At 69.4% G+C, this 21,925-nt stretch carries 28 protein-coding genes; 20 read left to right on the forward strand and 8 right to left on the reverse strand.

The annotated features are described in order from the left end of the window. Position 1 precedes the first annotated feature (1 nt). Positions 2–1,069, reverse strand: coding sequence for a methyltransferase domain-containing protein (locus JNUCC0626_RS35660; protein ID WP_394615120.1), 1,068 nt, complete (start codon positions 1,067–1,069; stop codon positions 2–4). 118 nt (positions 1,070–1,187) lie between these two features. Between JNUCC0626_RS35660 and JNUCC0626_RS35665 the strand changes: the two genes are divergently transcribed. The 5 genes from JNUCC0626_RS35665 (at position 1,188) to JNUCC0626_RS35685 (ending at position 3,870) form a co-directional block, all read left to right on the forward strand. Then, a complete protein-coding gene (locus JNUCC0626_RS35665) occupies positions 1,188–1,565 on the forward strand; it encodes a helix-turn-helix domain-containing protein (protein WP_394615121.1) in 378 nt (125 codons plus the stop codon). A 5-nt stretch (positions 1,566–1,570) separates the two neighbouring features. Then, the gene (locus JNUCC0626_RS35670; RefSeq protein ID WP_394615122.1) at positions 1,571–2,233 is read left to right on the forward strand and encodes a hypothetical protein; all 663 of its coding nucleotides are present in this window, start codon (positions 1,571–1,573) and stop codon (positions 2,231–2,233) included. A gap of 132 nt (positions 2,234–2,365) precedes the next feature. Then, positions 2,366–2,659 (forward strand): DUF2516 family protein, encoded by a 294-nt coding sequence (locus JNUCC0626_RS35675; protein WP_394622177.1) that lies wholly within the window; start codon positions 2,366–2,368, stop codon positions 2,657–2,659. After that, positions 2,656–3,312: an alpha/beta fold hydrolase gene (locus JNUCC0626_RS35680; RefSeq protein ID WP_394615123.1), complete on the forward strand. Its 657-nt coding sequence runs from the start codon at positions 2,656–2,658 to the stop codon at positions 3,310–3,312. The genes JNUCC0626_RS35675 and JNUCC0626_RS35680 overlap by 4 nt, the downstream gene beginning before the upstream one ends. Positions 3,313–3,321: 9 nt before the next feature. Continuing rightward, positions 3,322–3,870, forward strand: coding sequence for a type 1 glutamine amidotransferase domain-containing protein (locus tag JNUCC0626_RS35685; RefSeq protein ID WP_394615124.1), 549 nt, complete (start codon positions 3,322–3,324; stop codon positions 3,868–3,870). Between the two features lie 55 nt (positions 3,871–3,925). On the opposite strand, the gene JNUCC0626_RS35690 is transcribed toward JNUCC0626_RS35685, so the two are convergent. Next, on the reverse strand, positions 3,926–4,684 hold the full coding sequence (locus JNUCC0626_RS35690; RefSeq protein ID WP_394615125.1) for a MerR family transcriptional regulator: 759 nt from the start codon (positions 4,682–4,684) through the stop codon (positions 3,926–3,928). Positions 4,685–4,888: 204 nt separating this feature from the next. On the opposite strand from JNUCC0626_RS35690, the gene JNUCC0626_RS35695 reads away from it, so the two are divergent. Next, a complete protein-coding gene (locus tag JNUCC0626_RS35695; RefSeq protein WP_394615126.1) occupies positions 4,889–5,437 on the forward strand; it encodes a YbaK/EbsC family protein in 549 nt (182 codons plus the stop codon). Between the two features lie 89 nt (positions 5,438–5,526). On the opposite strand, the gene JNUCC0626_RS35700 is transcribed toward JNUCC0626_RS35695, so the two are convergent. After that, entirely contained in the window at positions 5,527–6,600 is a 1,074-nt protein-coding gene (locus JNUCC0626_RS35700) for an LOG family protein (RefSeq protein WP_394615127.1), read from the reverse strand. Between the two features lie 128 nt (positions 6,601–6,728). Here JNUCC0626_RS35700 and JNUCC0626_RS35705 point away from each other — a divergent pair, with 128 nt between their 5' ends. From JNUCC0626_RS35705 to JNUCC0626_RS35740, 8 genes are all read left to right on the forward strand, one after another. After that, positions 6,729–7,703, forward strand: coding sequence for an aminotransferase class III-fold pyridoxal phosphate-dependent enzyme (locus JNUCC0626_RS35705; RefSeq protein ID WP_394615128.1), 975 nt, complete (start codon positions 6,729–6,731; stop codon positions 7,701–7,703). 54 nt (positions 7,704–7,757) lie between these two features. Continuing rightward, on the forward strand, positions 7,758–8,183 hold the full coding sequence (locus JNUCC0626_RS35710; RefSeq protein ID WP_394615129.1) for a hypothetical protein: 426 nt from the start codon (positions 7,758–7,760) through the stop codon (positions 8,181–8,183). Next, positions 8,180–8,587 carry a hypothetical protein gene (locus tag JNUCC0626_RS35715; protein ID WP_394615130.1) on the forward strand — a complete coding sequence of 136 codons (408 nt, stop codon included), beginning with the start codon at positions 8,180–8,182 and terminating at the stop codon, positions 8,585–8,587. The genes JNUCC0626_RS35710 and JNUCC0626_RS35715 overlap by 4 nt, the downstream gene beginning before the upstream one ends. 84 nt (positions 8,588–8,671) lie before the next feature. Then, a complete protein-coding gene (locus JNUCC0626_RS35720) occupies positions 8,672–9,190 on the forward strand; it encodes a WXG100 family type VII secretion target (RefSeq protein ID WP_394615131.1) in 519 nt (172 codons plus the stop codon). Further along, complete coding sequence (locus JNUCC0626_RS35725; protein ID WP_394615132.1) at positions 9,187–9,981, forward strand: hypothetical protein; 795 nt, start codon at positions 9,187–9,189, stop codon at positions 9,979–9,981. Before JNUCC0626_RS35720 ends, JNUCC0626_RS35725 begins: the two co-directional genes overlap by 4 nt. Then, entirely contained in the window at positions 9,978–11,324 is a 1,347-nt protein-coding gene (locus JNUCC0626_RS35730; RefSeq protein ID WP_394615133.1) for a lipase family protein, read from the forward strand. The genes JNUCC0626_RS35725 and JNUCC0626_RS35730 overlap by 4 nt, the downstream gene beginning before the upstream one ends. Then, a complete protein-coding gene (locus JNUCC0626_RS35735; protein ID WP_394615134.1) occupies positions 11,321–11,782 on the forward strand; it encodes a hypothetical protein in 462 nt (153 codons plus the stop codon). Before JNUCC0626_RS35730 ends, JNUCC0626_RS35735 begins: the two co-directional genes overlap by 4 nt. An 8-nt stretch (positions 11,783–11,790) precedes the next feature. Continuing rightward, positions 11,791–12,192 (forward strand): YbaB/EbfC family nucleoid-associated protein, encoded by a 402-nt coding sequence (locus JNUCC0626_RS35740; protein ID WP_394615135.1) that lies wholly within the window; start codon positions 11,791–11,793, stop codon positions 12,190–12,192. A gap of 4 nt (positions 12,193–12,196) precedes the next feature. Here the strand turns inward: JNUCC0626_RS35740 and purU are convergent, their stop codons facing one another. From purU to JNUCC0626_RS35760, 4 genes are all read right to left on the reverse strand, one after another. After that, positions 12,197–13,072, reverse strand: coding sequence for a formyltetrahydrofolate deformylase (gene purU, locus JNUCC0626_RS35745; protein WP_394615136.1), 876 nt, complete (start codon positions 13,070–13,072; stop codon positions 12,197–12,199). 13 nt (positions 13,073–13,085) lie between these two features. After that, positions 13,086–13,811, reverse strand: a complete 726-nt coding sequence (locus JNUCC0626_RS35750; protein ID WP_394615137.1) for a maleylpyruvate isomerase N-terminal domain-containing protein — start codon at positions 13,809–13,811, stop codon at positions 13,086–13,088. 173 nt (positions 13,812–13,984) lie between these two features. Beyond that, positions 13,985–14,791 carry a class I SAM-dependent methyltransferase gene (locus JNUCC0626_RS35755; RefSeq protein ID WP_394615138.1) on the reverse strand — a complete coding sequence of 269 codons (807 nt, stop codon included), beginning with the start codon at positions 14,789–14,791 and terminating at the stop codon, positions 13,985–13,987. Next, positions 14,770–15,258, reverse strand: a complete 489-nt coding sequence (locus tag JNUCC0626_RS35760; protein WP_394615139.1) for a DUF2505 domain-containing protein — start codon at positions 15,256–15,258, stop codon at positions 14,770–14,772. Before JNUCC0626_RS35760 ends, JNUCC0626_RS35755 begins: the two co-directional genes overlap by 22 nt. On the opposite strand from JNUCC0626_RS35760, the gene JNUCC0626_RS35765 reads away from it, so the two are divergent. Together JNUCC0626_RS35765 and JNUCC0626_RS35770 are read left to right on the forward strand one after the other, a co-directional pair. Continuing rightward, positions 15,257–16,357: a UDP-N-acetylmuramate dehydrogenase gene (locus JNUCC0626_RS35765; RefSeq protein ID WP_394615140.1), complete on the forward strand. Its 1,101-nt coding sequence runs from the start codon at positions 15,257–15,259 to the stop codon at positions 16,355–16,357. The two genes, JNUCC0626_RS35760 and JNUCC0626_RS35765, sit on opposite strands and share 2 nt — an antisense overlap. Before the next feature lie 84 nt (positions 16,358–16,441). Continuing rightward, positions 16,442–17,455, forward strand: coding sequence for a hypothetical protein (locus tag JNUCC0626_RS35770; protein WP_394615141.1), 1,014 nt, complete (start codon positions 16,442–16,444; stop codon positions 17,453–17,455). Here the strand turns inward: JNUCC0626_RS35770 and JNUCC0626_RS35775 are convergent. Beyond that, complete coding sequence (locus JNUCC0626_RS35775) at positions 17,409–18,140, reverse strand: SDR family NAD(P)-dependent oxidoreductase (protein ID WP_394615142.1); 732 nt, start codon at positions 18,138–18,140, stop codon at positions 17,409–17,411. The two genes, JNUCC0626_RS35770 and JNUCC0626_RS35775, sit on opposite strands and share 47 nt — an antisense overlap. Positions 18,141–18,233: 93 nt before the next feature. On the opposite strand from JNUCC0626_RS35775, the gene JNUCC0626_RS35780 reads away from it, so the two are divergent. The 4 genes from JNUCC0626_RS35780 to JNUCC0626_RS35795 are packed head-to-tail and all read left to right on the forward strand — an operon-like array spanning position 18,234 to position 21,901. Next, positions 18,234–19,373 (forward strand): L,D-transpeptidase, encoded by a 1,140-nt coding sequence (locus tag JNUCC0626_RS35780; protein WP_394615143.1) that lies wholly within the window; start codon positions 18,234–18,236, stop codon positions 19,371–19,373. Between the two features lie 58 nt (positions 19,374–19,431). After that, complete coding sequence (locus tag JNUCC0626_RS35785; protein WP_394615144.1) at positions 19,432–20,181, forward strand: alpha/beta fold hydrolase; 750 nt, start codon at positions 19,432–19,434, stop codon at positions 20,179–20,181. After that, positions 20,178–21,425, forward strand: coding sequence for a D-inositol-3-phosphate glycosyltransferase (mshA, locus tag JNUCC0626_RS35790; protein WP_394615145.1), 1,248 nt, complete (start codon positions 20,178–20,180; stop codon positions 21,423–21,425). The genes JNUCC0626_RS35785 and mshA overlap by 4 nt, the downstream gene beginning before the upstream one ends. Continuing rightward, the gene (locus JNUCC0626_RS35795) at positions 21,422–21,901 is read left to right on the forward strand and encodes a YbjN domain-containing protein (RefSeq protein ID WP_394615146.1); all 480 of its coding nucleotides are present in this window, start codon (positions 21,422–21,424) and stop codon (positions 21,899–21,901) included. The genes mshA and JNUCC0626_RS35795 overlap by 4 nt, the downstream gene beginning before the upstream one ends. Positions 21,902–21,925: the final 24 nt, after the last annotated feature.

Consider the following 21,925-nt stretch of genomic DNA (forward strand, 5'->3'; position numbering starts at 1 on the left):
ATCACAGATGCCAGTGCAGTTCGCCCAACGTGAGGTGCTGGGCGTCGCCGGTGATCGTGATCCCGAAGTCCGCGCGGCGGGGTTCGCCCAGGTCGTGCCACTGCGCGGCGGCCTGCTCGGCGAGGTCCCAGAGCCGGCGCGGGCCGCCCTGGTCGACGTGCGAGCCGCGGTGATGCACCCACGAAGAGTCCGAATGGGCTAGCCAGTCCTGACCCGCCACGACGCCGGGCAACGCGATGCCGGCGAAGAACTCGAACGGGCTCGCCGGATCGGTGACGGTGTTCAGTCGCATCGAGGTGGCGCGACGGTCGTAGTCGCCTGCTCCGGCGAGCGCCGTCGGCAGGGCGTGCGCGCGCAACGGCATGAACCGGCCGTCCTCGTTGAGCACGCGGCCCTCGCCGGTGCCGTCGCCGTTCGAGACGATCCGGACCAGGCCCGCGCCGATCGGGCGGTGCAGCGTCGTGACGACCAGGCCGCCCGGCCGCGTCTGTTCCAGCCAGGCGTTCGGGACGGTCGCGACGGAACAGGTGGCCAGCACGCGGTCGTAGGGCGCGTGCCCGGGATGGCCCCTTGCGCCGTCACCCGTCACGCAGGTTGGGTGGAAACCGTTGGCGTGCAGGCGTTCGCTGGCCCGTCGCGAGATGTTCGGGTCGACGTCGATCGTCGTCACGTTGCCGGAACCCACGGCGTGGCAGAGGAGAGCCGCGTTGTAGCCCGTGCCGGTGCCCACCTCGAGCACCGACTGTCCGTTGTGGACTTCCAATGCCTCCAGCATGATCGCCATGATCGTGGGCATGCTCGACGAGCACGTCGGTGTGCCGCCGGTCACCGTGTCGTCGCCGTCGAACTGGGTAACCCAGACCCGGTCGGCGTAGACCAGGTCGAGCCAGCCGGGATGGGCGCTGGTCACCCGTTCCCAGTCGCCGGTGTGCAGCTGGCGGTAGAACCGGGGCAGGAACACGTGCCGCGGGACGGCCTTGAAAGCCTTGTGCCACTTGGTTTCGTGCAGGGCTCCAACGCCGAGCAGGTGGTCCGCCAGCTCGGCGCGCAAGGCCCCGGCGTCGTCCATGACACCTCCCACGGTAACGCTGTGGCGGAGCCCACGCAGCGATTGCTAGCAGGGTGCTTGCAACTGCTAGCACTCGTCGCTAACGTGGTTGGTGGCACGAGGAACGGGAGCGGGAACAGTGGACAAGTCCATCGACAAAGCAGTCGCGGACCTCGGCCGCAACATCGGTGAGTACATCCGCGAGCAGCGCAACACCGCCAAGATCTCCTTGCGGGAGTTGGCAAAGCAAGCAGGTGTCTCCAACCCATACCTCAGCCAGATCGAGCGAGGACTGCGCAAGCCCAGTGCGGAGATCCTTCAGCAGATCGCCAAGGGGCTGCGCATCTCGGCCGAAGTGCTCTACGTCGAGGCCGGGATCCTCCAGCAGCGCGAAGGCGGTGCGTTGGCGGACGCCATCGTCGCCGCGACCGATCTGACCGAGCGGCAGAAGCAGGTGCTGCTCGACGTTTACGAATCTTTCCGGCGGGAGAACACCGCCAACCAACAGGAGGACTGATCTCCATGCCGAAGCTCACCCAGGACGACGTTCGCAAGGCCGCCGAGCAGGGCGCCCACGCCGCACGCCAGGCGCTGCTCGCCGCTCTCGGAGCCGGTGACCTCGCCGCCAAGGCCGTGGTCGAGGCCCTGAACAAGGCCAAGGAGCGTGCCGACGAGGCCCGCAGCCAGGCCGTCGACATCCCGAACGAGCTCAAGGACCTGCGCGAGAAGCTGCAGCCGGCCGAGCTCAAGAAGCTCGTCGACGCCTACACCGCCTCCGCGGTGAACCTGTACACCTACCTCGCCGACCAGGGCGAGCAGACGCTGGAGCAGATCAAGGCCCAGCCGCAGGTGAAGCAGGCCGTGGAGCAGGTCGAGCAGGCCGTCGAGGCCGCGCAGAAGCGCGCCGAGTCCGCCGCCGCCGACGCCAAGGTCCTCGCGGACGACGTCCTCGGCAAGGTGACCCGCCGCACCCGTTCGGTCGGCGAGAAGGTCGCCCACGAGGTCGAGGACGCCGCCGAGAAGCTGGCCGAAGAGGTCGTCGAGGCCGGTGGCGAGGTCGCGCACGAGGTGCGCAGCACCGCCCGCAAGACCGCGAACCGCACGGCGCCGCGCAAGCCGGCCACCACGACCCGCACCACCACCGCGGCCGCCGCGAAGAAGACCACGCCGACCACCGCCAAGTGAGTCGCGCGGCGGCCTCGGATCGAGCGGGTCGCCGATGAGTTGATCTAGAGGGGAGCGGTCCTACCAGGGCCGCTCCCCTCTTCGCGTACCGGCACGTAGGGTGGTCCTGTGTTCTACCTGCCGCCACTCAGCATCTGGTACCTCGACTACCTCGTGCTCTTCCTCGCCGATGTGGTGTTCAGCTTCTTCGGCCTGTTCGCGTTCTTCCACGCGGTGAGCCAGCGGCCGGACGCGTACACCGCGATCGAGAAGATGACGAAGCCCGCCTGGCTCGGCATCACCGGCGGTGGGACAGCGGCGTTGCTGCTGTTCGAGCCGCGCGGCGCCGGTTCGATCTTCTGGCTCGCCGGCCTGATCGCGGTGCTCGTCTACATGGTGGACGTCCGCCCGCGCCTGATCGAGGTCCAGCGCGGCCCTCGCTGGTGATCACGCACTCCTACGGCTCCGGCTCGCCGGTGACCCTGGTCGCCCACGGCCTGGGAGCCACACCCGGCGAGGCGCGCATTCCGGCCTCCGGCCTGCCCGGCACCCGCGTCGTCGTGACGTTGCCGTCGCACGGGGCCGCGCCCGACGCGCCTCCTGGGTACTGGGACTACGGCACGATCGCCGCCGACCTGGGCTCGGTTGCCGCCTCGCAGGCCGTCGGGGTGTCTCTCGGGGCCGGTGCTCTCGTTCGGTTGATGTCTCTTGAGCCCGACCGGTTTTCGCGGGTGGCTCTGTTGCTGCCCGCGGTGCTGGACCAGCGGCACGAGTCGTTCACGTTGCAGCAGCTCTCGGACCTGACCGTCGGGCCGCCGATCTACGTGGCGGAGCGGCGGGTGGCCTTGAAGCGGTTGGAGGCCGCTGCCTCGCAGTTGCCCGGTCAGGTCGCGGTGGCCGACGTGTCGTTGCTGGCGGCTGTTTCGACATCGGTGCTGGTCATTGGGGCTGTCGGTGATCCGTTGCACCCCGAGTCGGTGGCCAAGGCGACGGCGGCGGCGTTCCCGCACGGCGAGCTGTGGTTGATCGACTCGCCGTCGCCGATGATCACCCATCGGAACGACATCAGGCATCGGTTGGTCTCGTTCTTCGGCGGGTAGCCGAAGTGCATGGCTGAACAGAAGAAGATCGCGTTCCTGGTCGCCGCGGAAGGCATCGAGCAGGTCGAGCTCACCGATCCGTGGGCGCACGTCGAGAAGGCGGGCGGCGTACCGCGCCTGCTCGCGCCGAAGCTGGGTGAGGTGCGCGGCTTCAACCACCTGACGCCCGCGGACGCGTTCCCGGTCGACACGACGTTCGCCGACGCGAGCGCGGCCGACTACGACGGCGCGGTGATCCCCGGCGGCGTCGCCAACAGCGACTTGCTGCGGATGGAACCCGAGGCGGTCGAGCTGGTGAAGGCCCTCGTCGCCGCCGGCAAGCCGATCGCGGCGATCTGCCACGGGCCGTGGCTGCTGGTCGAGTCCGGTGTGGTGCGCGGCAAGATGCTGACCTCGTTCCCGAGCCTGCAGACCGACATCCGCAACGCGGGCGGCGACTGGGCCGACGAGGAGGTCCGGGTGTGCGACATGAACGGGTGGACGCTCGTGACGTCCCGCAACCCCGATGACCTGCCGGCGTTCAACCGCGAGGCCCTGAAGGCGTTCGACCTGGGCTGACTTTCGAAGGCCGTGCTGCCTGGGTGATGCGGGATCTGCAGCTCCCGCACCCCGGCTAGGCCAGCCGCGTCTCGGCGTAGTGGGCCATCGCGTCACGAACCCACTCGGCCATGTTGTCCCCGCCGACCTCGAAGTTGACCCGGAACTCGTCCGAGTCGACGTACAGGTCGCCGAGGCCCTTGTAGGACTCCCGGTTGGGCGTCCAGCTCAGGCAGATCCAGTGGTAGTGGCGGTCGATCAGCTCCTGCGTCTGCGCGGCGTCGACCGCCGTGCCCGCGACGAACAGCGCACCGAGACCTTCGGCGATCTCCCGCCACTGGGCCATGAACTGGTCCGCGTCGGCCCTGGTCCAGCCCTTGAGCTTCTTCTTGCTCTCGGCGAGGTGCTCCTTGACGCCCTCGCCGTAGCGCTCGACGAGTTCGGCCTCGTGCCGTTCCTGCTTCTTCGCGTCGAAGCCGTCGAACAGCTCTTCCATCTTCACTTCGTCCCCTCCTTCCAGTTCTTCGATCGTCCGCGCGACGGTGTTGGCGAGCCGGTCCAGTCGTTGCCGCTCGTCCTGGAGCCACCGGTGGTGGTTGCGCAGGACGGTCAGCTGGTTCGTGCCGTTCAACATGTCCGCCACCACGTCGAGGCCCAGGCCGAGGTCGCGCAGCAGCAGGATCTGCTGCAGGCGATGCACCTGTTCCTTCTCGTAGTAGCGGTAACCGTTGTCGCCGATCCAGGCCGGCGGCAGCAGGCCGATCGAGTCGTAGTGCCGCAGCGTCCTGGACGTCACCTTCGACATCCGGGCCACCTGGGCAATCGACCAGGCCATTTCGGTTTCCCCCTTCGCGCTCTGAAATCGAAGGTAGAGGTTGACGCAACGTCAAAGTCAAACAGCATTTGGCAGGATGGTGCGAACTCGCGCTGGTCGTCCGGTCGCCCCTTCGTCGTGATTCGGCGGAGCCCAATCGCGGCGAAGCGGTGGCCGGACGACCAGCTGCCAGGCGAGTTCGCCGGAGTCTGCGGAGCAGCGACAATGGATACCGTGTGGACCATCGCCGGGTCTCTCGAACCCGTACCTGTGCTTTCCCGCCTCGACCTGGTGCCCGAGCCCGTCGCGGCCGCGCTCAAGACTTTGGACGGCGCCGACCGCGTCGCCGTCGCCGAGATCGATCCGACGCTCGCTGACACCGCGGAGTTCTGCGCGCACTACGGCTCGCCGCTCGAAGCCTCGGCCAACTGCGTGGTCGTCGCGGGCAAGCGCGGCGACGTCGTTCGTCATGCAGCCTGCATGGTGCTGGCGACCATGCGCGCGGACGTGAACGGCGTCATCCGCAAACGGCTGGACGCGCGCAAGGCGTCGTTCGCGCCGATGGACGAGGCCGTGGCGTTGACGGGCATGGAGTACGGCGGCATCACGCCCGTCGGGGTGCCGGCGGACTGGCCGATCCTCGTGTCGCCGGAGGTGGCCGCCGCCCCCGAACTGATCGTGGGCAGCGGCATCCGGGGCAGCAAGATCCTGATCCCCGGCGACGTGCTGATGAAGCTCACCGGCGCCGAGGTGTTGCCGGAGCTCGCCCGCTGACCGCAATCCTCACCGGCCGAGTTCGACGCTCAGCAGGGCACCACGATGCACCCGTCTGACCGCCGAACTCGGGCGGTAAGGGTTAGCTGTCAGCGGGCACCCGCGTACTTGGTCAGCAGTGCGATCGCCTCGTCGATGTCGTCCGTGACGAGGATCCACTGCTCGGCCTCCCGGCCCGCCGCGAGCTTCTGCACGAGCGGCGCGGCCGGGACCTCGTCGGTCCAGAAGTCCCTGCCCAGGAAGATCATGGGCGCGGCCGGGCCGACGCTGCCGTAGTAGTTCTGCGTGAAGTCCTGGAAGACCTCCTGGACCGTGCCCGCCTTGCCCGGCGTGTAGACGATGCCGCCGGTCGCGACGGTCAGCAGGCCTTCTTCGCGCACCGAGTTCGCGAAGTACTTCGCGTGCAGTTCGCAGGCCGGGTTGGGCGGTTCGTGGCCGTAGAACCAGGTCGGGATGCCGATCGTGCGCGGGGTGTCGAAGCTGCGGATCTCGGGGAACGCCGCGAGCCAGCGGCCGATCGACTCGTCGTCGTGGCCGAACGAAGGGGCCCGCGCCAGCAGTTCGAGCACGTCGGAGTCGGCGGAACCCAGGCGCACGCCCAGCGGCACCGCTTCCATGGCGCCCGGTCCGCCGCCGGTCAGGACGGTGAAGCCCGCGTTGCCCAGCGCCGCGCCGAGCGTGACGGCGTTGCGGTAGCCCTCGGAGCCGCGGGCCAGCGCGTGGCCGCCCATGACCGCGACCGGCGAGCCCGTCAGCGTCTCGTCGAGGGCCTCGGTGATCGAGTGGTCGTGCAGGCGTTCGGCCAGCGCGTGCAACGGGTCGGGGTGGTGGCCCTGCTGCTTGCTGTGCTTGTAGATGGCCGCGTCGGGGGTGTCGGCGTAGGACTTCGGGTCGGCGGGGTCGAAGCCCGCGAACAGTTCCGCGGGCGTGTAGAGGGCGGAGCGGTACACGTCGTAGGGCAGGTCGGGGATGACCGGGAAGATCAACGCCCCGGCGGCCTCCGCCCTGCGCTGCATGGTCTCGCTGAGGGTGCATCCGAGCAGCAGGGCACCGTCCATCGGCACCCGCACGTCCTCGCGATGCAGGTCCAGTCCGATGATGACGGCTTTGCGCAGGTCAGGGGCTGCGCGCAGCTGGTCGAGGTCGGTGATTTCGGTCCGCACGGGAAAAAGCCTATGCCCCGGGCGAACCAACAGGGCCCGGGATCCGAATCTCTTGGTGGGAACTCAGGTCCGCTCGCCATCCCGAGACGAGCGGCCGCGGGCCGCGCTGCCCGAGAGAGGTCCCCGCAATGGCTACCGAACAGCTGACCGGTTGCGCCGCCAGAGGCGCCCGAGTGGTAGATCCCCACCGAGTCGAGTACCTGGACTGCGGCGGGTACGGAGTCCCCCTGCTCGGCCACGCCCACCCGGCCGTGGTGCAGGCGGTGGTCGGCCAGGTGCGCCGGCCGTCCCTGCTGGACCGCCTGATGCTCGACCTGGTCACCCCCAACGGACTCGACCACATCCACACTTTTCCCTCGGCCTCCGAGGCCGCCCAGTTCGCCGTCGCCCTCGCCCAGGCCAACGGCCGCCCACGTGTCCTGACCACGGGCGAGGTCCCGTACGGCGGCATCGACTCGCTGCGCGCCGTCCTCGCCTCGGGCCCACCGGCTTGCGTGCTGGTCGAACCGGTCCGCGGCGTCGCCCTCCCGCCCACCGGCTACCTGAGCAACGTCGCCGAGGCGTGCCGCGAGGCAGGCGCACTGCTCGTCGTCGACGAGACCCGCTCCGGCCTGGGCCGCCTCGGCGTGTGGTGGGGCGTGGACCTCGACGGCGTGACCCCGGACATCATGCTGGTGGGCGAGGGCCTGTCCGGCGGCGTGCTGCCGATTGCCGCGGTCGTCGCCTCGGCCGCCGTCGAGGTGCCGCTGTGGCGAGGCCACGACGCGGTCTCCCCGCTGGCCTCCGCCGCCGTCAACGCCTGCCTGCGCGTCACGGCCTCCGAAGGCCTGGTCGAACGGGCCAAACTGCTCGGCGACGAGCTCCTGTACGGCCTGCGCGCCGTCACCGCCGGCAAGGCGCATGCGACCGGCCGCGGGCTCCTGCTGGGCGTCGAACTGCCCGACCAGCGGGCGGCGGACGTCTTCACCGCCGAACTGCTGCGGTCCCGCGTGCTCGCCGACTTCCGCGGCCGCACGGTCAGCTTCACCCCGCCCGCCGTGATGTCGGCGGCGGACGCCGGGTGGCTGGTCGAGGCGGTGGGCATGGCGGCGAACAAGATCTGAGTTCGCCGGGCACGCGTCACGCACCCCTGCCAAGATCCACGGCGGGGGTGCTCGATGCTCAGACTTCTTCCTGTCCTCTTGCTGCTGACCGGGTGCAGCGTGCTCGAGAACTTCAACGCGGACGTCAACGACGTCGGCAAGCAGATCGTCGCCCACTGGAAGGAACGACCGGACGTCGCCGCAGCCCAGTTCGAGTACCGGCACGGCCTCGACCTCGGCGAGGGCCTGACCGTCGAGGTCCTGGTGCACGCGGACAAGATCACCCTGACCACCGTCGGTGAAATGGTCGAGATCGCGAAGCGCGACTACTGGCGTGGCACCTCGCGTGACATCGGCGCCGGCTACCTCGTCTACTCCACCGACGACCCGCCCTACGCCGACAAGCCGGGAGAAGCCGAACCCATCAGCCAGGGGCGGCTCGAGTTCGACGGCGATCCCACCGCCAGCTACGGCCCTCGACCGACGCAGCCGAGCAAGTGAAGCGCCTCGCGCTCCTGGCGCCGTTGCTGCTCCTCACCGCGTGCGGCACGTCCGACGACACGGTCGAGGACCTGGGTGACCGCATCGAGTCCGACCTGATGTCGCAGGACGGCATCTCTGCGGTCGAGGTGGAGTACACGACCGGCATGGACCACCGGCAGAACCTCAGCGTGACGGCTACCGTCGCGGACAAGGCGAAGGCCGACGAGGCCATGGAGATCATCCGGCGCGACTACTGGACGGGCACCGGTCGCCGGGTCGACTTCCGCGTCCGGCTCCGGGCATCCACCGGTGCAGAGCTGTTGACCAGCGACGACGTCAAGTTCAAGCTCGGCGACGTCGTCGAGATGGAACGCCGCTACGGGCCGCGTTCGGAGGCAGGCGAACTCGAACCCGGCCGCTGAGTAGTTCCGCTCATCTTCGCCGGTTCGCCGGGCGGGTCTCCCCTCCGCTGTGTTTTGCTCACTCCGAGTGAACGGGGAGTGGGCATGTACGGCAATCCGGACGAGCTGGACCGCATCGCGGGCGAGATCGAGAAGCGCGCCGACTCGGTGCGCACGCGCGGCACCGACATGAACGACGCGGCGCGCAGGATGCAGTGGCAGTCGATCGCGGCCGACCGGTGCCGCGACACGGTCGAGGGCGACAAGCGGCAGCTGTTCAAGGCAGCGGAAGGCCTCGACGGCGCCGCGGCGGTGCTGCGGCAGCACGCTCAGGAAGTGCGCGAGATGATCGCCGCGATCAAACGCATCGCGGAGGCCGTCACCGGCTGGTTCAAGAGCGCGATCGACACGTTCAACCGCGCCGTCGACGCGTTCAACAACGCCGTGAAGGACATCGCGAACGGCGTCGCCGACGCGCTCGGTTTCGGTGGTGGCCAGCAGCCGCAACCACCGCAGGCGCCGTGGACCGGCTGGAAGTGGGGCCCGGACAACCTGCCGCCGCACGGCGACAAGGCGTGGCTGGAAGTCGGCGAGTTCATGCGCGGTCAGGGAGTGCCCGCGTGACGCCGGCACCGCACCGCCTGGTGCTGTCGTCCGGAGAATTCGCTTACCTGGTCTCGAAAACCGGTGTAGACCTGCCCCCGGACTGGATGCCATCAGACGTCCACATCGGACCGGCTGAGTCCGAGCTCACCAAGAAGCGCGTCGTGACCGGCGTCGGCGACGAGGCCGAGGTCCATCCTTCGGTCGAGCGGAATCTCCAGATCCTCGCCAGGCCAACGGTTCTGCTCGACACCATCGCGTCCGTCGGCGCCAAGGCTTCGCACAGCGTGCACGCGGTGAACGGACCGTTGGGCGCCTCGTTGTTCGCGTTGGGTGACGGCGCGGTGGAGCTATCGATGTTCGCCTCGGTCGACCTCGGCAAGGAGCTGATCCGCGCCGTGCCAGAGCCCGAAGCCGCCGTGAGCCTCGAAGCACGCCTCGGCGGCGTCCAGGACGCCGAACCCCTGCGCGGCCGCCTGCCGTTGGTGGCGTTGCAGGAAATGGGCGCTGCCAGGCTCTTCCGCGCAACCGACCCGGATGGCCCTGCAGCCGTGGTGGACGCGCTGAGCCTGTCCGGCGACGAAGCCTCGCTGGCACGCGACGTGGCCGGACAGACCGACGGAGCGTTGCGCTGCCTCGTCGTCTGGACCGGCGGAACCTCCCAGGTCAACTGGGTGCACACGGCCGGTGGCTGGAGCGGTCTCGACCCCGAACCCGATGGCACGGACCGCCGCATGGTGCGGATCGAACCGGCTGACCGCGAGGACCTGGGCACCTGGGTGGCGCCCGCAGTGGCGGGAGCACTGGCATGACCATCTCGAACATCGGCGTCAGCGGCGGAGCGGGCGGCGTCACCGCCAAGTACGACGACCTGGCCGCGCTCGGCGACCTCACCGGTGACGTCGCCGGCGACACCCTTAAGACCGCCGTCGCGGGCCACAAGTTCCTCGTCGAGCCAGACGTGCTCGCGTCGTCGCTGCTCAACCCCGGCGGCGTGGTCAAGTTCGAGGCGGCCATGGCCGTCGCACTCGACGGTCCGAACGGCCTGACCGCGACGTCCGCGGGCATCGGCCTGCGCGGCGAAGCGTTGAAGGCCACCCGCATCGCCTACGAAATGGCCGACGAACTGGCGGCCAAGGGCCTGGACGCCAGCCGCTGGTTCGCAGGTCTTGCGGTGGCCACCAACCCGGCCGCCGCCGCGCTCTTGGGCGGCGGCGCGATCGCGACCGACGTGTACCTGAACTACGACGGCGACTGGCAGAAGTGGCTGGTCAACCATCCCGGCATGGTCGACACGCTCGTCGGGATGTCGCCGGGCATGCTCAGCGCCCTGGGCATCCCTGTCGACCTCGCCACCAACCTGGACCTGCTGGCAGCGACCTACCCGGACAGCGACGCGGTCGTGACGGACTCACGGACCACGAACCCGGACGCGCCCGGCAACCTGGGCGACCTCCTCGATGGTTTGGCACGGCGCAACAGCTCCGACAAGTTCGAGGACAAGTTGAGCCCGGATCCGGCCAACCTGGACGTCCAGATCATCCGGGATGCCAACGGGAAGGTGACCGGCTACGTGGTGGACATCCCAGGCACGAAGGAGTGGAACGCACCCTTCACGACGAAGGGTGCCAACGACCTCGGTACCAACGTCGACGCCATGGCGGGCAACAACACCGTGCTGCAGAAGGGGATCGAGGAGGCGTTGCGCCGGGCGGGGGCGCAGGACACTGGCGCGCCCGTGATGTTGGTCGGCCACAGCCAAGGTGGCATCGTGGCCGCGCAGGCGACCACGGACCTGGTCTCCAACGGATACAACGTGACGCACGTGCTCACCGCAGGTTCTCCGGTAGGGCGGATCGAGGTTCCGGGGGCTGTGCAGGTGCTGTCCCTGGAGAACCGCAACGACATCGTCCCGCACCTCGACGCCTCCGCGAATCCGGACAGCCCGAACCGCACCACCGTGGAGTTCGACAACCAGCAGAACACCGTTGGTGGGAATCATCAGATTCAGGAGAACTACACGGACGCGGCCCGGGAACTGGATCGCGGATCGGATCCGTCCGTGCAGAGGTACAAGGACGGCCTGGGGGCGTTCATCGGCGGGAGTTCGTCCGAGATGCGCACTTACCGAGTTGACCGTGAAGGTGAGAAATGAGATTTCGCCACACCCTGGCGACGCTGTCCGCGCTCGTTCTGCTGACGAGCTGCGGCGGAGAGGGAAAGGAGTCCTTCACCTTCGTCAAGGAGGACGACGACCTGGGCAAGAAGATCGAGGCCGAGTGGCGAGCGGTGCCAGGTGTCGCCGAGGCCCGGTACGAGTACACGCATTCGATCGACAGCTCGGGCATCGGGTTGGAGGCCGCCCTGAAGCCGGAGACCGCATCTGACGAGCTGGTCCAGGAACTGGTCGAGATCGCGAAGAAGAACTACTGGCAAAGCACCACGACCGTCGCGCTCGCAGCAGGGATCGTGAAGGGCGAAGTGATTCCGCCGAAGCCGGTAACGGACAAGTCGATCATCATGTTCAACGGTCCGATCAAGATTGACAAGTACGACGAAGCGCAAGTGGCTGAGCTGAACCAGAAGTACGGCCCTCGTCCCACCAAGAAATGAGCAGCGCGATGACCCCCGACGAATGGCTCGCCGACTTCGAGGCCAAGACGGCTGAACTCCAGCGCAACGCCACCGCGTTTCGCCGCAACATCGAATCCGCCGGCACGACCGTCACGAGCGAGGACAAGACCCTCACCGTCACGGTCGCGGCGAACGGCGCGCTGCTCGACCTCAAGATCGAGGGCAACGCCGAACTGGCTGCGAAAGTCCTCGCGCTGGTCCGATCCGCCCGTGAAAAGGCCGCGACGAACGTGCTGGGAGAGTTCCAGCAGGTAGTCGGCAGCCACGCGAACCAGCTGGACACCGACGTATCGGTCCCCGCGCCGGAAACCCGGCTGCCGCAACAGAAACCGCAGCGCGAGGACGACGACTTCGCGGAGAAGTCCGTCTACCGCAAGGAAAGCTGGTAACGGCTCAGAAGATCACCGTCTGGTTGCCGTGCACCAGCACGCGGTCCTCGAGGTGCCACCGCAACCCGCGCGCCAGCACCACCTTCTCGATGTCGCGGCCCTTGCGCACCATGTCCGCCACGGAGTCGCCGTGGTGCACGCGCATCACGTCCTGCTCGATGATCGGGCCCGCGTCCAGGTCGGCCGTGACGTAGTGGCAGGTGGCGCCGACAAGCTTCACGCCTCGGCGGTGTGCCTGGTGGTACGGGCGGGCGCCGATGAACGACGGCAGGAAGCTGTGGTGGATGTTGATGGTCTTCCCGGACCAGGTCGCGCACAGTTCGGGCGGCAGGATCTGCATGAAGCGGGCCAGGACGACGGCGTGCGGGTTGTGCTTCTCGACCAGGAGGCGCAGTTGGGCGAACGCCGCCTGCTTGCCCTCGGGGTCGTTGACCGGGAACGGCACGTGGTGGAACGGGATGCCGTGTGCGCGCGTGATGTCGCCGAGTTCGGGGTGGTTGCCGATGACGGCGGAGATCTCCACGTCGAGTTCGCCGGTGGCCACGCGGGCCAGCAGGTCGTAGAGGCAGTGGCCCTCGCGGGACACCAGGATCACCACGCGCTTGCGGGAGCCCGTGTCGGTGACCGTCCACGTCGACTGCGCGCCCAGGGACGCGGCCACGTCGGCGAACCTCGAACGAAGATCCTCCACGCCGAACGGCAGGGAGTCCGCGCGGACCTCCTGGCGCGTGAAGAACCAGCCCGTCTCAGGGTCCGTGTGGTACGCGGCCTCGACGATCCAGCCGCCGTTCTCCGCGAGGAACGACGAGATCCTCGCGATGATGCCGGTGCGGTCCGGGCAGCCGAAGGTGATCACATAGCGACGCTCAGGCGATGACACGCCGCAGAAGTATTCACGGCCTGGGCAGCGCCGCCAACAGCGACTCGTCTCCGGTCACGATCGCGTGGCTCGGACGGCCGTAGAGGTGGCGGTAGAGCGCGTCCGCGGTGCCCGCGAGGGTGGCGTCCTCCTCGAACGCGGAGTCCTGCGGGGCGCTGACGACCAGCGGCTCGTTCTCGGTCAGCCGGACCTCCCAGGTGCGGCCCGCGTCGGCGGCGTGCACGAGCAGCCTGCCGGTCCCGGTGACGGGGAAGCCCAGTTCGATCCTGCGGCCCACCAGCACCGTGAGGTACTCGTCGACGCCGTCCGCGGCGAACTCCGGGTCGAACGTCAAGGCCGGCAGGTCGCGGCCGGTGGCCAGTTCGGCGTCGAGGCGGTGGATCGACGTCTCGTGGGCCTGCCTGCGTGCCCAGAAACCGGCGAGCATCGGGCCCTGGAACGTCCACGCGGGACGGTCGGCCGGCGTTTCGCGCAGTCGGTCCAGGAGCAGCGAAAGGCCCGTCTCCCACCACGAGAGCGCCTCGTCGAAGCCCTCGGGCGCGTGCGGCCACTTCGGCCTGCCGTTGCCGGGGGTGGTGACCAGGGCCTCCGCCGCCCAGGTGTGCACCTCCGCCTGGTGCCGCACGAGGTCGCGCACCGTCCATTCAGGACACGATGGAACCGGGGCGTCCGGACCGGCCTGAACAACGGCCGAACGCATCGAAGAAGCCTGGGTCTCGACCTGCGCGACGAAGTCCACGCACCCCACCCTAGTGCCGCGTCAGCCGACCTTCGCCGCGTTTTCGGCGCTCAGCAGGTCGCCTCGCGGCGCCGGCCCCGCGCCCCGGTACAACCAGTACAGGGACGCGGGGCCGGCACCACGATGCGACCGTCTGAACACCGAACACGGGGCAAAGGCCGACTGACGCGGCACTAGGGGGCGACGGCCGCCCATTCGAGCGTGATTTCGCCGAGCCGCCAACGCTTCCGGTCGTCGAGCACCGGCCAGCCGCGTTCCACGAGCAGCCGCACCGACTCCACCCACCGGGCACGCGGCCCGAACGGGGCGAACGGCGCCGCGGTCGCCCAGCAGGCGTCCAGCTCGGCCAGCAGGGCGTGCACGCGCTCACCCGGCACGTTCTTGTGGATCAACGCCTTGGGCAGCCGCTCGGCCACGTCGGACGGCACCTCGATCGCGGACGGCTTCACCGCGAGCGTGAACCGCAAAGGTCCCTCCGCCGACAACGTCACCCACGTGCAGCGACGGCCGATCTCGTCGCACGTGCCCTCGACGACCAGGCCGCCGGGCGCCATCCGCGACAGCATCGTGTCCCACGCCTCGAACGCCTGCTCCTCGGTGTACTGGCGCAGCACGTTGAACGCGCGCAACAACACCGGACGGGCCCCGGCCAGTTCGAACCCGCCGCGCCGGAAGTCCAGCCAAGGCGGATCAGCCACCGCCTTGCCCGCCTCCACCCGGTCGGTGTCGATCTCCAGCCCGAGCACGCGCACGTCGGGGCGGACGACCCGCAGCCGCGCGGCCATCTCGACGGTGGTGATGGGCGTGGCCCCGTACCCGAGGTCCACCACCAGCGGGTCGCTCGCATCCCTCAAGAAGGAACCAAGCGTCCCGGCCATCCACCGGTCGACCCGGCGCAGGCGGTTCGGGTTGGTCGTGCCGCGCGTCGGCAGGCCGAGCGCTCGGGCCCGGCCGGCCGCTAGCCGCGGTTTGCGAGCCATTCGGACGTGAACTCGCTCTCCTTGTCGAGCAGCACGGCGACCTGCTCGGCGATCAGCTTCTCGATCTTGCCGCCGAGGAACGGGATGCCGACCTTGACCTCCCCCGAGAGGGTGAGCTTGGAGCCGGATCCGTTGTCCAGGACCGTGAACGAGCCTTCGAGACGGCCAGGAACGCCCTGGACCAGCACCTCGACCGTGCCGGCGCCCGCCGCCCACGTCTCCGTGCGGTTGATCACGAGGTCACCGCCGAGCGCGGCCTTGATCGCCGACGGCACGTGCTCCGCGGGCACACCCTGCTTGAGCTGGTACGACGTGCGCTCGTCGGTCTGGTCGAACGTCACCAGGGTCGAGCCGGGGCCACCGATCGCGGCCAGCCGGTCCCGCAGAAAGGTCTCGTCGGTCAACGCGCCGAAGACCTTCTCCGCCGAATGGGGTGACGTGGTGTGGTGCTCGATGCGGCGTGCCATGTCGCGGAGGCTACCGTTGACGTCTGTGACCACCACGCAGTCCGTACCTCTGGCCGAGCGCACCACGCTCCGACTCGGTGGCCCGGCCGCGCGGTTCGTCCACGCCACGACCGCCGCTGAGCTGGTCGAAGCCGTGCGAACAGCCGACGCCGCCGTCGACGAGAAGGTCCTCGTGCTGGGCGGCGGGTCCAACCTCGTGATCTCCGACGGCGGGTTCGACGGCACGGTCGTGCACGTCGCCACCAAGGGCTTCCGGCTCGACCCGCTGGGCGGCGGCATCGTCCAGTTCACCGTCGAGGCGGGCGAGGAGTGGGACTCCGTCGTCGCCGAGGCGGTCGCGCAGGGCCTCGGCGGGCTCGAGTGCCTGTCCGGCATCCCGGGCCTGAACGGCGCCACGCCCGTGCAGAACGTCGGCGCGTACGGCGTCGAGATCTCCCAGGTGCTCCAGTCGGTGGACCTGCTGGACCGCCGCAGCGGCAAGGTGCACCAGGTGCCCGCCGCGAAGCTCGGCCTCGCCTACCGCACCAGCACGCTCAAGGGCACCGACAACGCCGTGGTGCTGCGCACCCGGTTCGCGCTGACCTCCGGCGGCATGTCCGCGCCGATCCGCTACGGCGAGCTGGCGCGCGTTCTCGGTGTGCCGCAAGGGGAACGCGTCCCGGCCGACGCGGCCCGCAAGGCCGTGCTGGAGCTGCGCCGCGGCAAGGGCATGGTGCTCGACGCCACCGACCACGACACGTGGAGCGCCGGCTCGTTCTTCACCAACCCGATCGTCGACGACGCGACGTTCAACGGCGTGCTGATCCGCATCGCCGAGCGCCTCGGCGCCGACGTCGACGTGCCGAGCTACCCGGCGGGCCACGGCCAGAAGAAGCTCTCGGCCGCGTGGCTGATCGAACGGGCCGGGTTCCGCAAGGGACACCAGGGCGCCGGCGGCCGGGTTTCGTTGTCCGGCAAGCACACCCTCGCCCTGACGAACCGCGGCGGCGCGTCGACCGAGGACCTGCTCGACCTCGCGCGTGAGGTGCGCGACGGCGTGCGGGCGGCGTTCGGTGTGGAACTGCACCCGGAACCGGTGTTCGTAGGCGTTCAGCTCTAGCGGCATAACGGCTGTTCGGGTGACTCCGTGTGACGAACCGCTACTTGGCGTGTTTCATGGAGTCACAAGGGAACGGAGGTCGCTATGAGCTACCTCGACGACAACGCGCGCGAGGTCATCAGGCCGATCAAGCGCCTGGTCGAAGACGAGTTCCTGGCCCGGCCGGGCGTCATCGGCGTCGACATCGGCGAGAAGGTCACGGCGGGACGCCCGACGGGCAAGGCCGCGATCGTGGTCTACGTGTGCGCCAAGGGACCCGACCAGCCGCAGCAGATCCCGGTCGAGGTCAGCGGGGTGCCGACGGACGTCGTGGCCGAGTCGATCGTGCTGCACCGCGCCCGGATCATCCGCTCCGAGGACGAGCAACCCGTTGCGGTGGAACGGCATCAGGTGCTGCGCGGCGGCATCGGCATCGGGCCCGCGCGGTCGTTCCGGGTCGTGCCGCCGGAGGTGCCGAAGGCCGGTGAGTTCGTGATCGCCGGCACGCTCGGCGCGTTCGCGGTCACGAAGGACGAGGCCCGGAAGGTGCTGGGGCTCACCACGTTCCACGTCGGGTGCGTCGACGACTCGTGGTCGGTGGGCGACGAGTTCGTGCACCCGTCCAGAGTGGACGGTGGCATCCTCGGCGAGGACCAGATCGCCGTGCTGGACCGGGCGGCGCTCGCGGGCGCGGTGTGCGCGGCGGGGCTGAGGATGGGCGAGAGGCCGTTCCGCGCGGAGGTGCTCGACATCGGCGCGATCACGGGCAGCGCCCAGGCCACCATCGGCTCGACCGTCCGCAAACGCGGCCGCACCACCGGACTCACCTACGGCGTGATCGAGTCCACGGACTCCACGCTGCGACTGGACTTCGGCGACGGCATCGGCGTGCGGACCCTGCGCGACCAGATCCGCGTGCACTCGGCCGAACGCTTCGGCGACCACGGGGACAGCGGCGCGGTCCTGGTCGACGCCGACAACCGGGTCATCGGTCTCTACGTCGCCGGATCGGGCTCGATGGGGTTCGCGAACCCCATCGAGCCCGTCCTGCGTCAGCTGGACGTGGAGTTGCTCACTCGCGGTGTGCCCGAGTCGCGGAGGCCTGGGCCCGCGGCTTGAGCACGATCGTGTCGAGGTTCACGTGCGAGGGCCTCGTCACGGCGAACGAGATGACGTCCGCCACGTCGTCCGCGACCAGCGGCGTGATGCCCTGGTAGACCTTGGCCGCGCGCTCGGTGTCGCCGCCGAACCGGTTGGCGGAGAAGTCCGTCTCGACCATGCCCGGCTGGATCTCGGTGATCCGCACCGGCTGGCCGAGCAGTTCGCCGCGCAACGTCCGGTGCAACGCCGACTGGGCGTGCTTGGCGCTCGTGTAGCCCGAGCCGTTGTCGTAGGCCTCGTACGCCGCGATAGATGTCACAGAGACGATGTGCCCGTCCCCGGACGCGATCAGCTTCGGGATGAATGCCCTGGTCACGAGCAGGGTGCCGAGGACGTTCGCCTCCCACATCCAGCGCCACTCGTCCGCGTTCCCCTCCGCGACGGTGGAGAGCCCGCGAGCGCCGCCCGCGTTGTTCACCAGCACGTTCGCGTGCGGCACCTGGTCCGCGAAGGCAGCGACCGACGTCTCATCGGTCACGTCGAGTTCGAGGGCCGTCCCCTCGATCTCCTTCGCGATAACGTGGAGGAGGTCAAGACGTCGTGCACCCAGCACGACGTGGAAACCCTCGGCGGCCAACCGCCGCGCGGTGGCTTCGCCGATTCCCGCGCTGGCTCCGGTCACAACTGCGACAGGTCGATTCACGACTTCGATCGTAAGCTGCCGATGCGGGTGTGACCGACGTCACTCACACCCCGCCGGGGTTCTGGACGTCCACCATGGTGGGAGGTCGAAACCGTGAAGAGAACACTTGTCGCGCTGGTCGCTGGACTGACGCTGCTGACCGGCTGCTCGAGTGTCGAGGCAGGCACGCCCAAGGCCGACAGCTCGCTGCCGTCGGCGAAGGTGACCCTGTCCCCGGTCGACGGAACCAAGGACGTGCAGGTCACGACCCCGGTCCAGGTCACCGTGGTGGACGGCAAGATCGAGTCCGTCGCACTGAAGTCACCCGAGGGCGCCGACGTCAAGGGCACCCTCACCGAGGACAAGTCGGGCTGGACGACGGCCGAGCCGCTGGGCTACGGCAAGACGTACAGCTTCACCGGCAAGGCCGTCGGGTCCGACGGCAAGCCCGTCGAGCTCAAGGGCTCGTTCACCACCGTCGCGCCCGGTTCGCAGACCCGCGCGACGCTCTGGCCCTCCGACAACCAGACCGTGGGCGTCGCGGCGCCGATCATGGTCAAGTTCGAGGCGCCGGTCGAGGACAAGGCGACCGTCGAGAAGGCCCTGAAGGTCACCAACTCCGCGAACGTGCAGGGCTCGTGGGCGTGGCTGAACGCCCAGGAGGTGCACTACCGGCCGGAGAAGTACTGGCCCGCCAACACCACGGTGAAGGTCGAGGCCAAGCTCTACGGCGTCAACTACGGCGGCGGCGCGTTCGGCAAGGCCGACGTGACCAGCGACTTCACCATCGGCCGCAACCAGGTCGTGAAGATCGACAACCCGACGCACCGGCTCAAGGTGTTCCGCGACGGCCAGCAGACGGCCGACTACCCGGCCTCGTTCGGCAAGGACGCGGACCCCGAGCTGACGACGCCGAACGGCACGTTCGTGGTCATGTCGAAGAACGACACCTTCTCGTTCGACAACCCGCGCTACGGCTACACCAACGTCGTGAAGAAGTGGGCCGTCCGGTTCTCGAACCACGGCGAGTTCATCCACGAGAACAACGACAACGCGGCCAACATCGGCAACAACAACACCTCGCACGGCTGCGCGAACCTGCTCGAGGCGGACGCGAAGGCGTACTACGACTCGGCGCTGGTCGGCGACCCGGTCGAGGTGACCGGTTCGATCACCACGCTGCCGGCCCAGTTCGACTGGTACGACTGGCAGCTGTCGTGGGACCAGTGGAAGGGCAAGTCCGCCATCAAGTAGCACCGGCGGGAATGCGTCCCCCGGCCTGGTCGTTCGCACCTGTGTGCAGCTGACACACGTGACGACGACGGGCGGGGGACGTCTTGCGTTGCGGGAGTCAGGTCCGGCAGCCGCGCCGCCGGTGGTGCTGATCCACGGCTGGGCGCAGACGGGCGAGGTCTGGGACCTCCCTGATTTTCACACTTACGCCGTCGACCTGCGCGGACACGGCGAATCCGACGACTTCGGCGACTACCGCGACTCCGCTCGGTGGGCCGCGGACCTGAGGGCCGTCCTCGACCACACCGGCCCCGCGACCGTCGTCGGCTGGTCCTACGGCGGGCTCGTCCTCGCCGACTACCTCCGCTGCCACGGCACCGCGGACGTCACCGCGCTGGTGTTCGTGAGCGCGATCACCGAGATCGGTCGCGGACGCCCGGGAGGCGCCACCGGTCCGGTCATGCGGGCCGCGTTGCCCGGCGCGATCACCGACGACGCCGCGATGGCGACGTTCTGCGCGGCCATGGCCCCCGTCCTGCCTGCTGAGACGGTCGCGAAGCTCACTGCCGCCGCCACCTCGGTCAGTCCTAAGGTGCGGGGTGAGCTGTTCCGCAGGGACGTGGGCAGCGCGGACGTGTTGCAGGCCGTGGACGTGCCGACGCTGGTCGTGCACGGAACTCAAGACGAGGTGGTGGCCCCTGCCGCCGCCGAGTACTCCGCCGCCCTGATCCCCGGAGCCGAGTTGAGCCTCTACCCCGACACCGCCCACGCGCCGTTCCTCGAACGGCCGGAGCTGTTCGCCGCCGACCTCCTGCGAGTCGCCCGATGAAGCGCGTCGCGGTGCTCTCAGTGCACACCTCGCCGCTCGAACAGCCGGGGACGGGTGATGCGGGCGGGATGAACGTCTACATCGTGCAGACGGCCACTCGGATGGCTCAACGGGGCGTCGAGGTGGAGATCTTCACCCGCGCCACGTCGTCGGAGCTGCCGGCGGTCGCCGAACTCGCGCCGGGCGTGCGCGTCCGGCACGTCGCCGCCGGGCCGTTCGAGGGCCTGGGCAAGGAGGAGCTGCCCGGTCAGCTCTGCGCGTTCACGGCCGGTGTCCTGCGCGCCGAGGCACGGCACGAGCCGGGCTACTACGACGCGATCCACTCGCACTACTGGCTGTCCGGGCAGGTCGGCTGGCTCGCGCGGGAACGGTGGGGCGTGCCGCTGGTGCACACCGCGCACACGCTCGCCAAGGTCAAGAACCTCGCGCTGGCCGAGGGCGACGCGCCGGAGCCCCGGATGCGGGTGATCGGCGAGGAACAGGTCGTGAACGAGTCGGACCGGCTCGTCGCGAACACCGACATCGAGGCCGGCGAGCTGATCAAGCTCTACGACGCGGAACCGTCGAAGGTGGCCGTGGTGCCGCCCGGCGTGGACCTCGACCGCTTCACGCCCGGCGACCAGGGCGCCGCCCGGCAGTGGTTCGGCATCCCGCAGGACGCGATCGTGCTGGCGTTCGTCGGCCGGATCCAGCCGTTGAAGGCCCCTGACGTGCTGCTTCGCGCAGCCGCCGAGATGCTCGTGCGCGATCCGGGACTGCGGTCGCGGCTGGTCGTGCTGATCGTGGGCGGGCCGTCGGGGTCGGGGACCGAGCGGCCCAAGGCGTTGGAGGAGCTGGCCGCGGAGTTGCAGATCACCGACGTCGTGCGGTTCCTGCCGCCGCAGCCGGGGCCGACGCTCGCCGAGGTCTACCGGGCCGCCGACCTGGTCGCGGTGCCGAGCTACAACGAGTCGTTCGGGCTGGTGGCGCTGGAGGCCCAGGCGTGCGGGACGCCGGTGGTCGCGGCGGCCGTCGGCGGGTTGCCGGTGGCGGTGCGGGACGGGGTGTCCGGGGTGCTCGTGCACGGGCACGAGGCCGGCGAGTGGGCCGTGGCGCTGGGCGAGCAGGCGCTGCCGCAGCGGGAGCACCTGGCGAGCAACGCCGTGGGGCATGCGCGACGCTTCTCCTGGGATCGCACGACTGATGCCCTGCTGGCGGGGTATCAAGAGGCGGCAGAGGTGTTCCGCCGGGAGGTTTTCGCTTGAGCGTGGATGGGGTCATCAAGGAGTTCCTGGACGAACGGGAGCTCAAGTACGACCGCCGGGAGCCCGGCAAGTTCTTCGTGACGCTGCCGGGGACCAAGAAGCTCCAGACCAACGTGTGGCTGGTCGAGACCGCGCACGCGCTGGTCGTCGAGGCGTTCGTGTGCCGACGGCCGGACCAGTCGTTCGAGGACGTGTACCGCTTCCTGCTGCGACGCAACGCACGGCTGTACGGCGTGCACTACACGATCGACGCCGAGGGTGACATCTACCTGGTCGGACGGGTCGGCAAGCACGCCGTGACCGCAGACGAACTCGACCGCGTGCTCGGGCAGGTGCTGGAGGCGGCGGACGGCGACTTCAACCCGTTGCTCGAGATCGGGTTCGCCGACGCGATCCGGCGCGAGTGGGCGTGGCGGGTGTCGCGCGGGGAGTCGCTCGCCAACCTGGCGGCGTTCCAACATCTCGTTTCGGACTAGCCGCCGACTCGTTTCGGCGTAGAC

The organism is Lentzea sp. JNUCC 0626 (assembly GCF_043632865.1).
Lineage (GTDB): Bacteria > Actinomycetota > Actinomycetes > Mycobacteriales > Pseudonocardiaceae > Lentzea.

Coding starts and splice junctions, on each gene's coding strand:
- JNUCC0626_RS35670 (WP_394615122.1), top strand. CDS start 1,571: ATGCCGAAGCTCACCCAGGACGACGTTCGCAAGGCCGCCGAGCAGGGC.
- JNUCC0626_RS35660 (WP_394615120.1), bottom strand. CDS start 1,069: ATGGACGACGCCGGGGCCTTGCGCGCCGAGCTGGCGGACCACCTGCTC.
- JNUCC0626_RS35710 (WP_394615129.1), top strand. CDS start 7,758: ATGCTCAGACTTCTTCCTGTCCTCTTGCTGCTGACCGGGTGCAGCGTG.
- JNUCC0626_RS35705 (WP_394615128.1), top strand. CDS start 6,729: ATGGCTACCGAACAGCTGACCGGTTGCGCCGCCAGAGGCGCCCGAGTG.
- JNUCC0626_RS35755 (WP_394615138.1), bottom strand. CDS start 14,791: ATGGCTCGCAAACCGCGGCTAGCGGCCGGCCGGGCCCGAGCGCTCGGC.
- JNUCC0626_RS35685 (WP_394615124.1), top strand. CDS start 3,322: ATGGCTGAACAGAAGAAGATCGCGTTCCTGGTCGCCGCGGAAGGCATC.
- JNUCC0626_RS35735 (WP_394615134.1), top strand. CDS start 11,321: ATGAGATTTCGCCACACCCTGGCGACGCTGTCCGCGCTCGTTCTGCTG.
- JNUCC0626_RS35690 (WP_394615125.1), bottom strand. CDS start 4,684: ATGGCCTGGTCGATTGCCCAGGTGGCCCGGATGTCGAAGGTGACGTCC.
- JNUCC0626_RS35720 (WP_394615131.1), top strand. CDS start 8,672: ATGTACGGCAATCCGGACGAGCTGGACCGCATCGCGGGCGAGATCGAG.
- JNUCC0626_RS35730 (WP_394615133.1), top strand. CDS start 9,978: ATGACCATCTCGAACATCGGCGTCAGCGGCGGAGCGGGCGGCGTCACC.
- JNUCC0626_RS35695 (WP_394615126.1), top strand. CDS start 4,889: ATGGATACCGTGTGGACCATCGCCGGGTCTCTCGAACCCGTACCTGTG.
- mshA (WP_394615145.1), top strand. CDS start 20,178: ATGAAGCGCGTCGCGGTGCTCTCAGTGCACACCTCGCCGCTCGAACAG.
- JNUCC0626_RS35765 (WP_394615140.1), top strand. CDS start 15,257: ATGTCGCGGAGGCTACCGTTGACGTCTGTGACCACCACGCAGTCCGTA.
- JNUCC0626_RS35740 (WP_394615135.1), top strand. CDS start 11,791: ATGACCCCCGACGAATGGCTCGCCGACTTCGAGGCCAAGACGGCTGAA.
- JNUCC0626_RS35760 (WP_394615139.1), bottom strand. CDS start 15,258: ATGGCACGCCGCATCGAGCACCACACCACGTCACCCCATTCGGCGGAG.
- JNUCC0626_RS35770 (WP_394615141.1), top strand. CDS start 16,442: ATGAGCTACCTCGACGACAACGCGCGCGAGGTCATCAGGCCGATCAAG.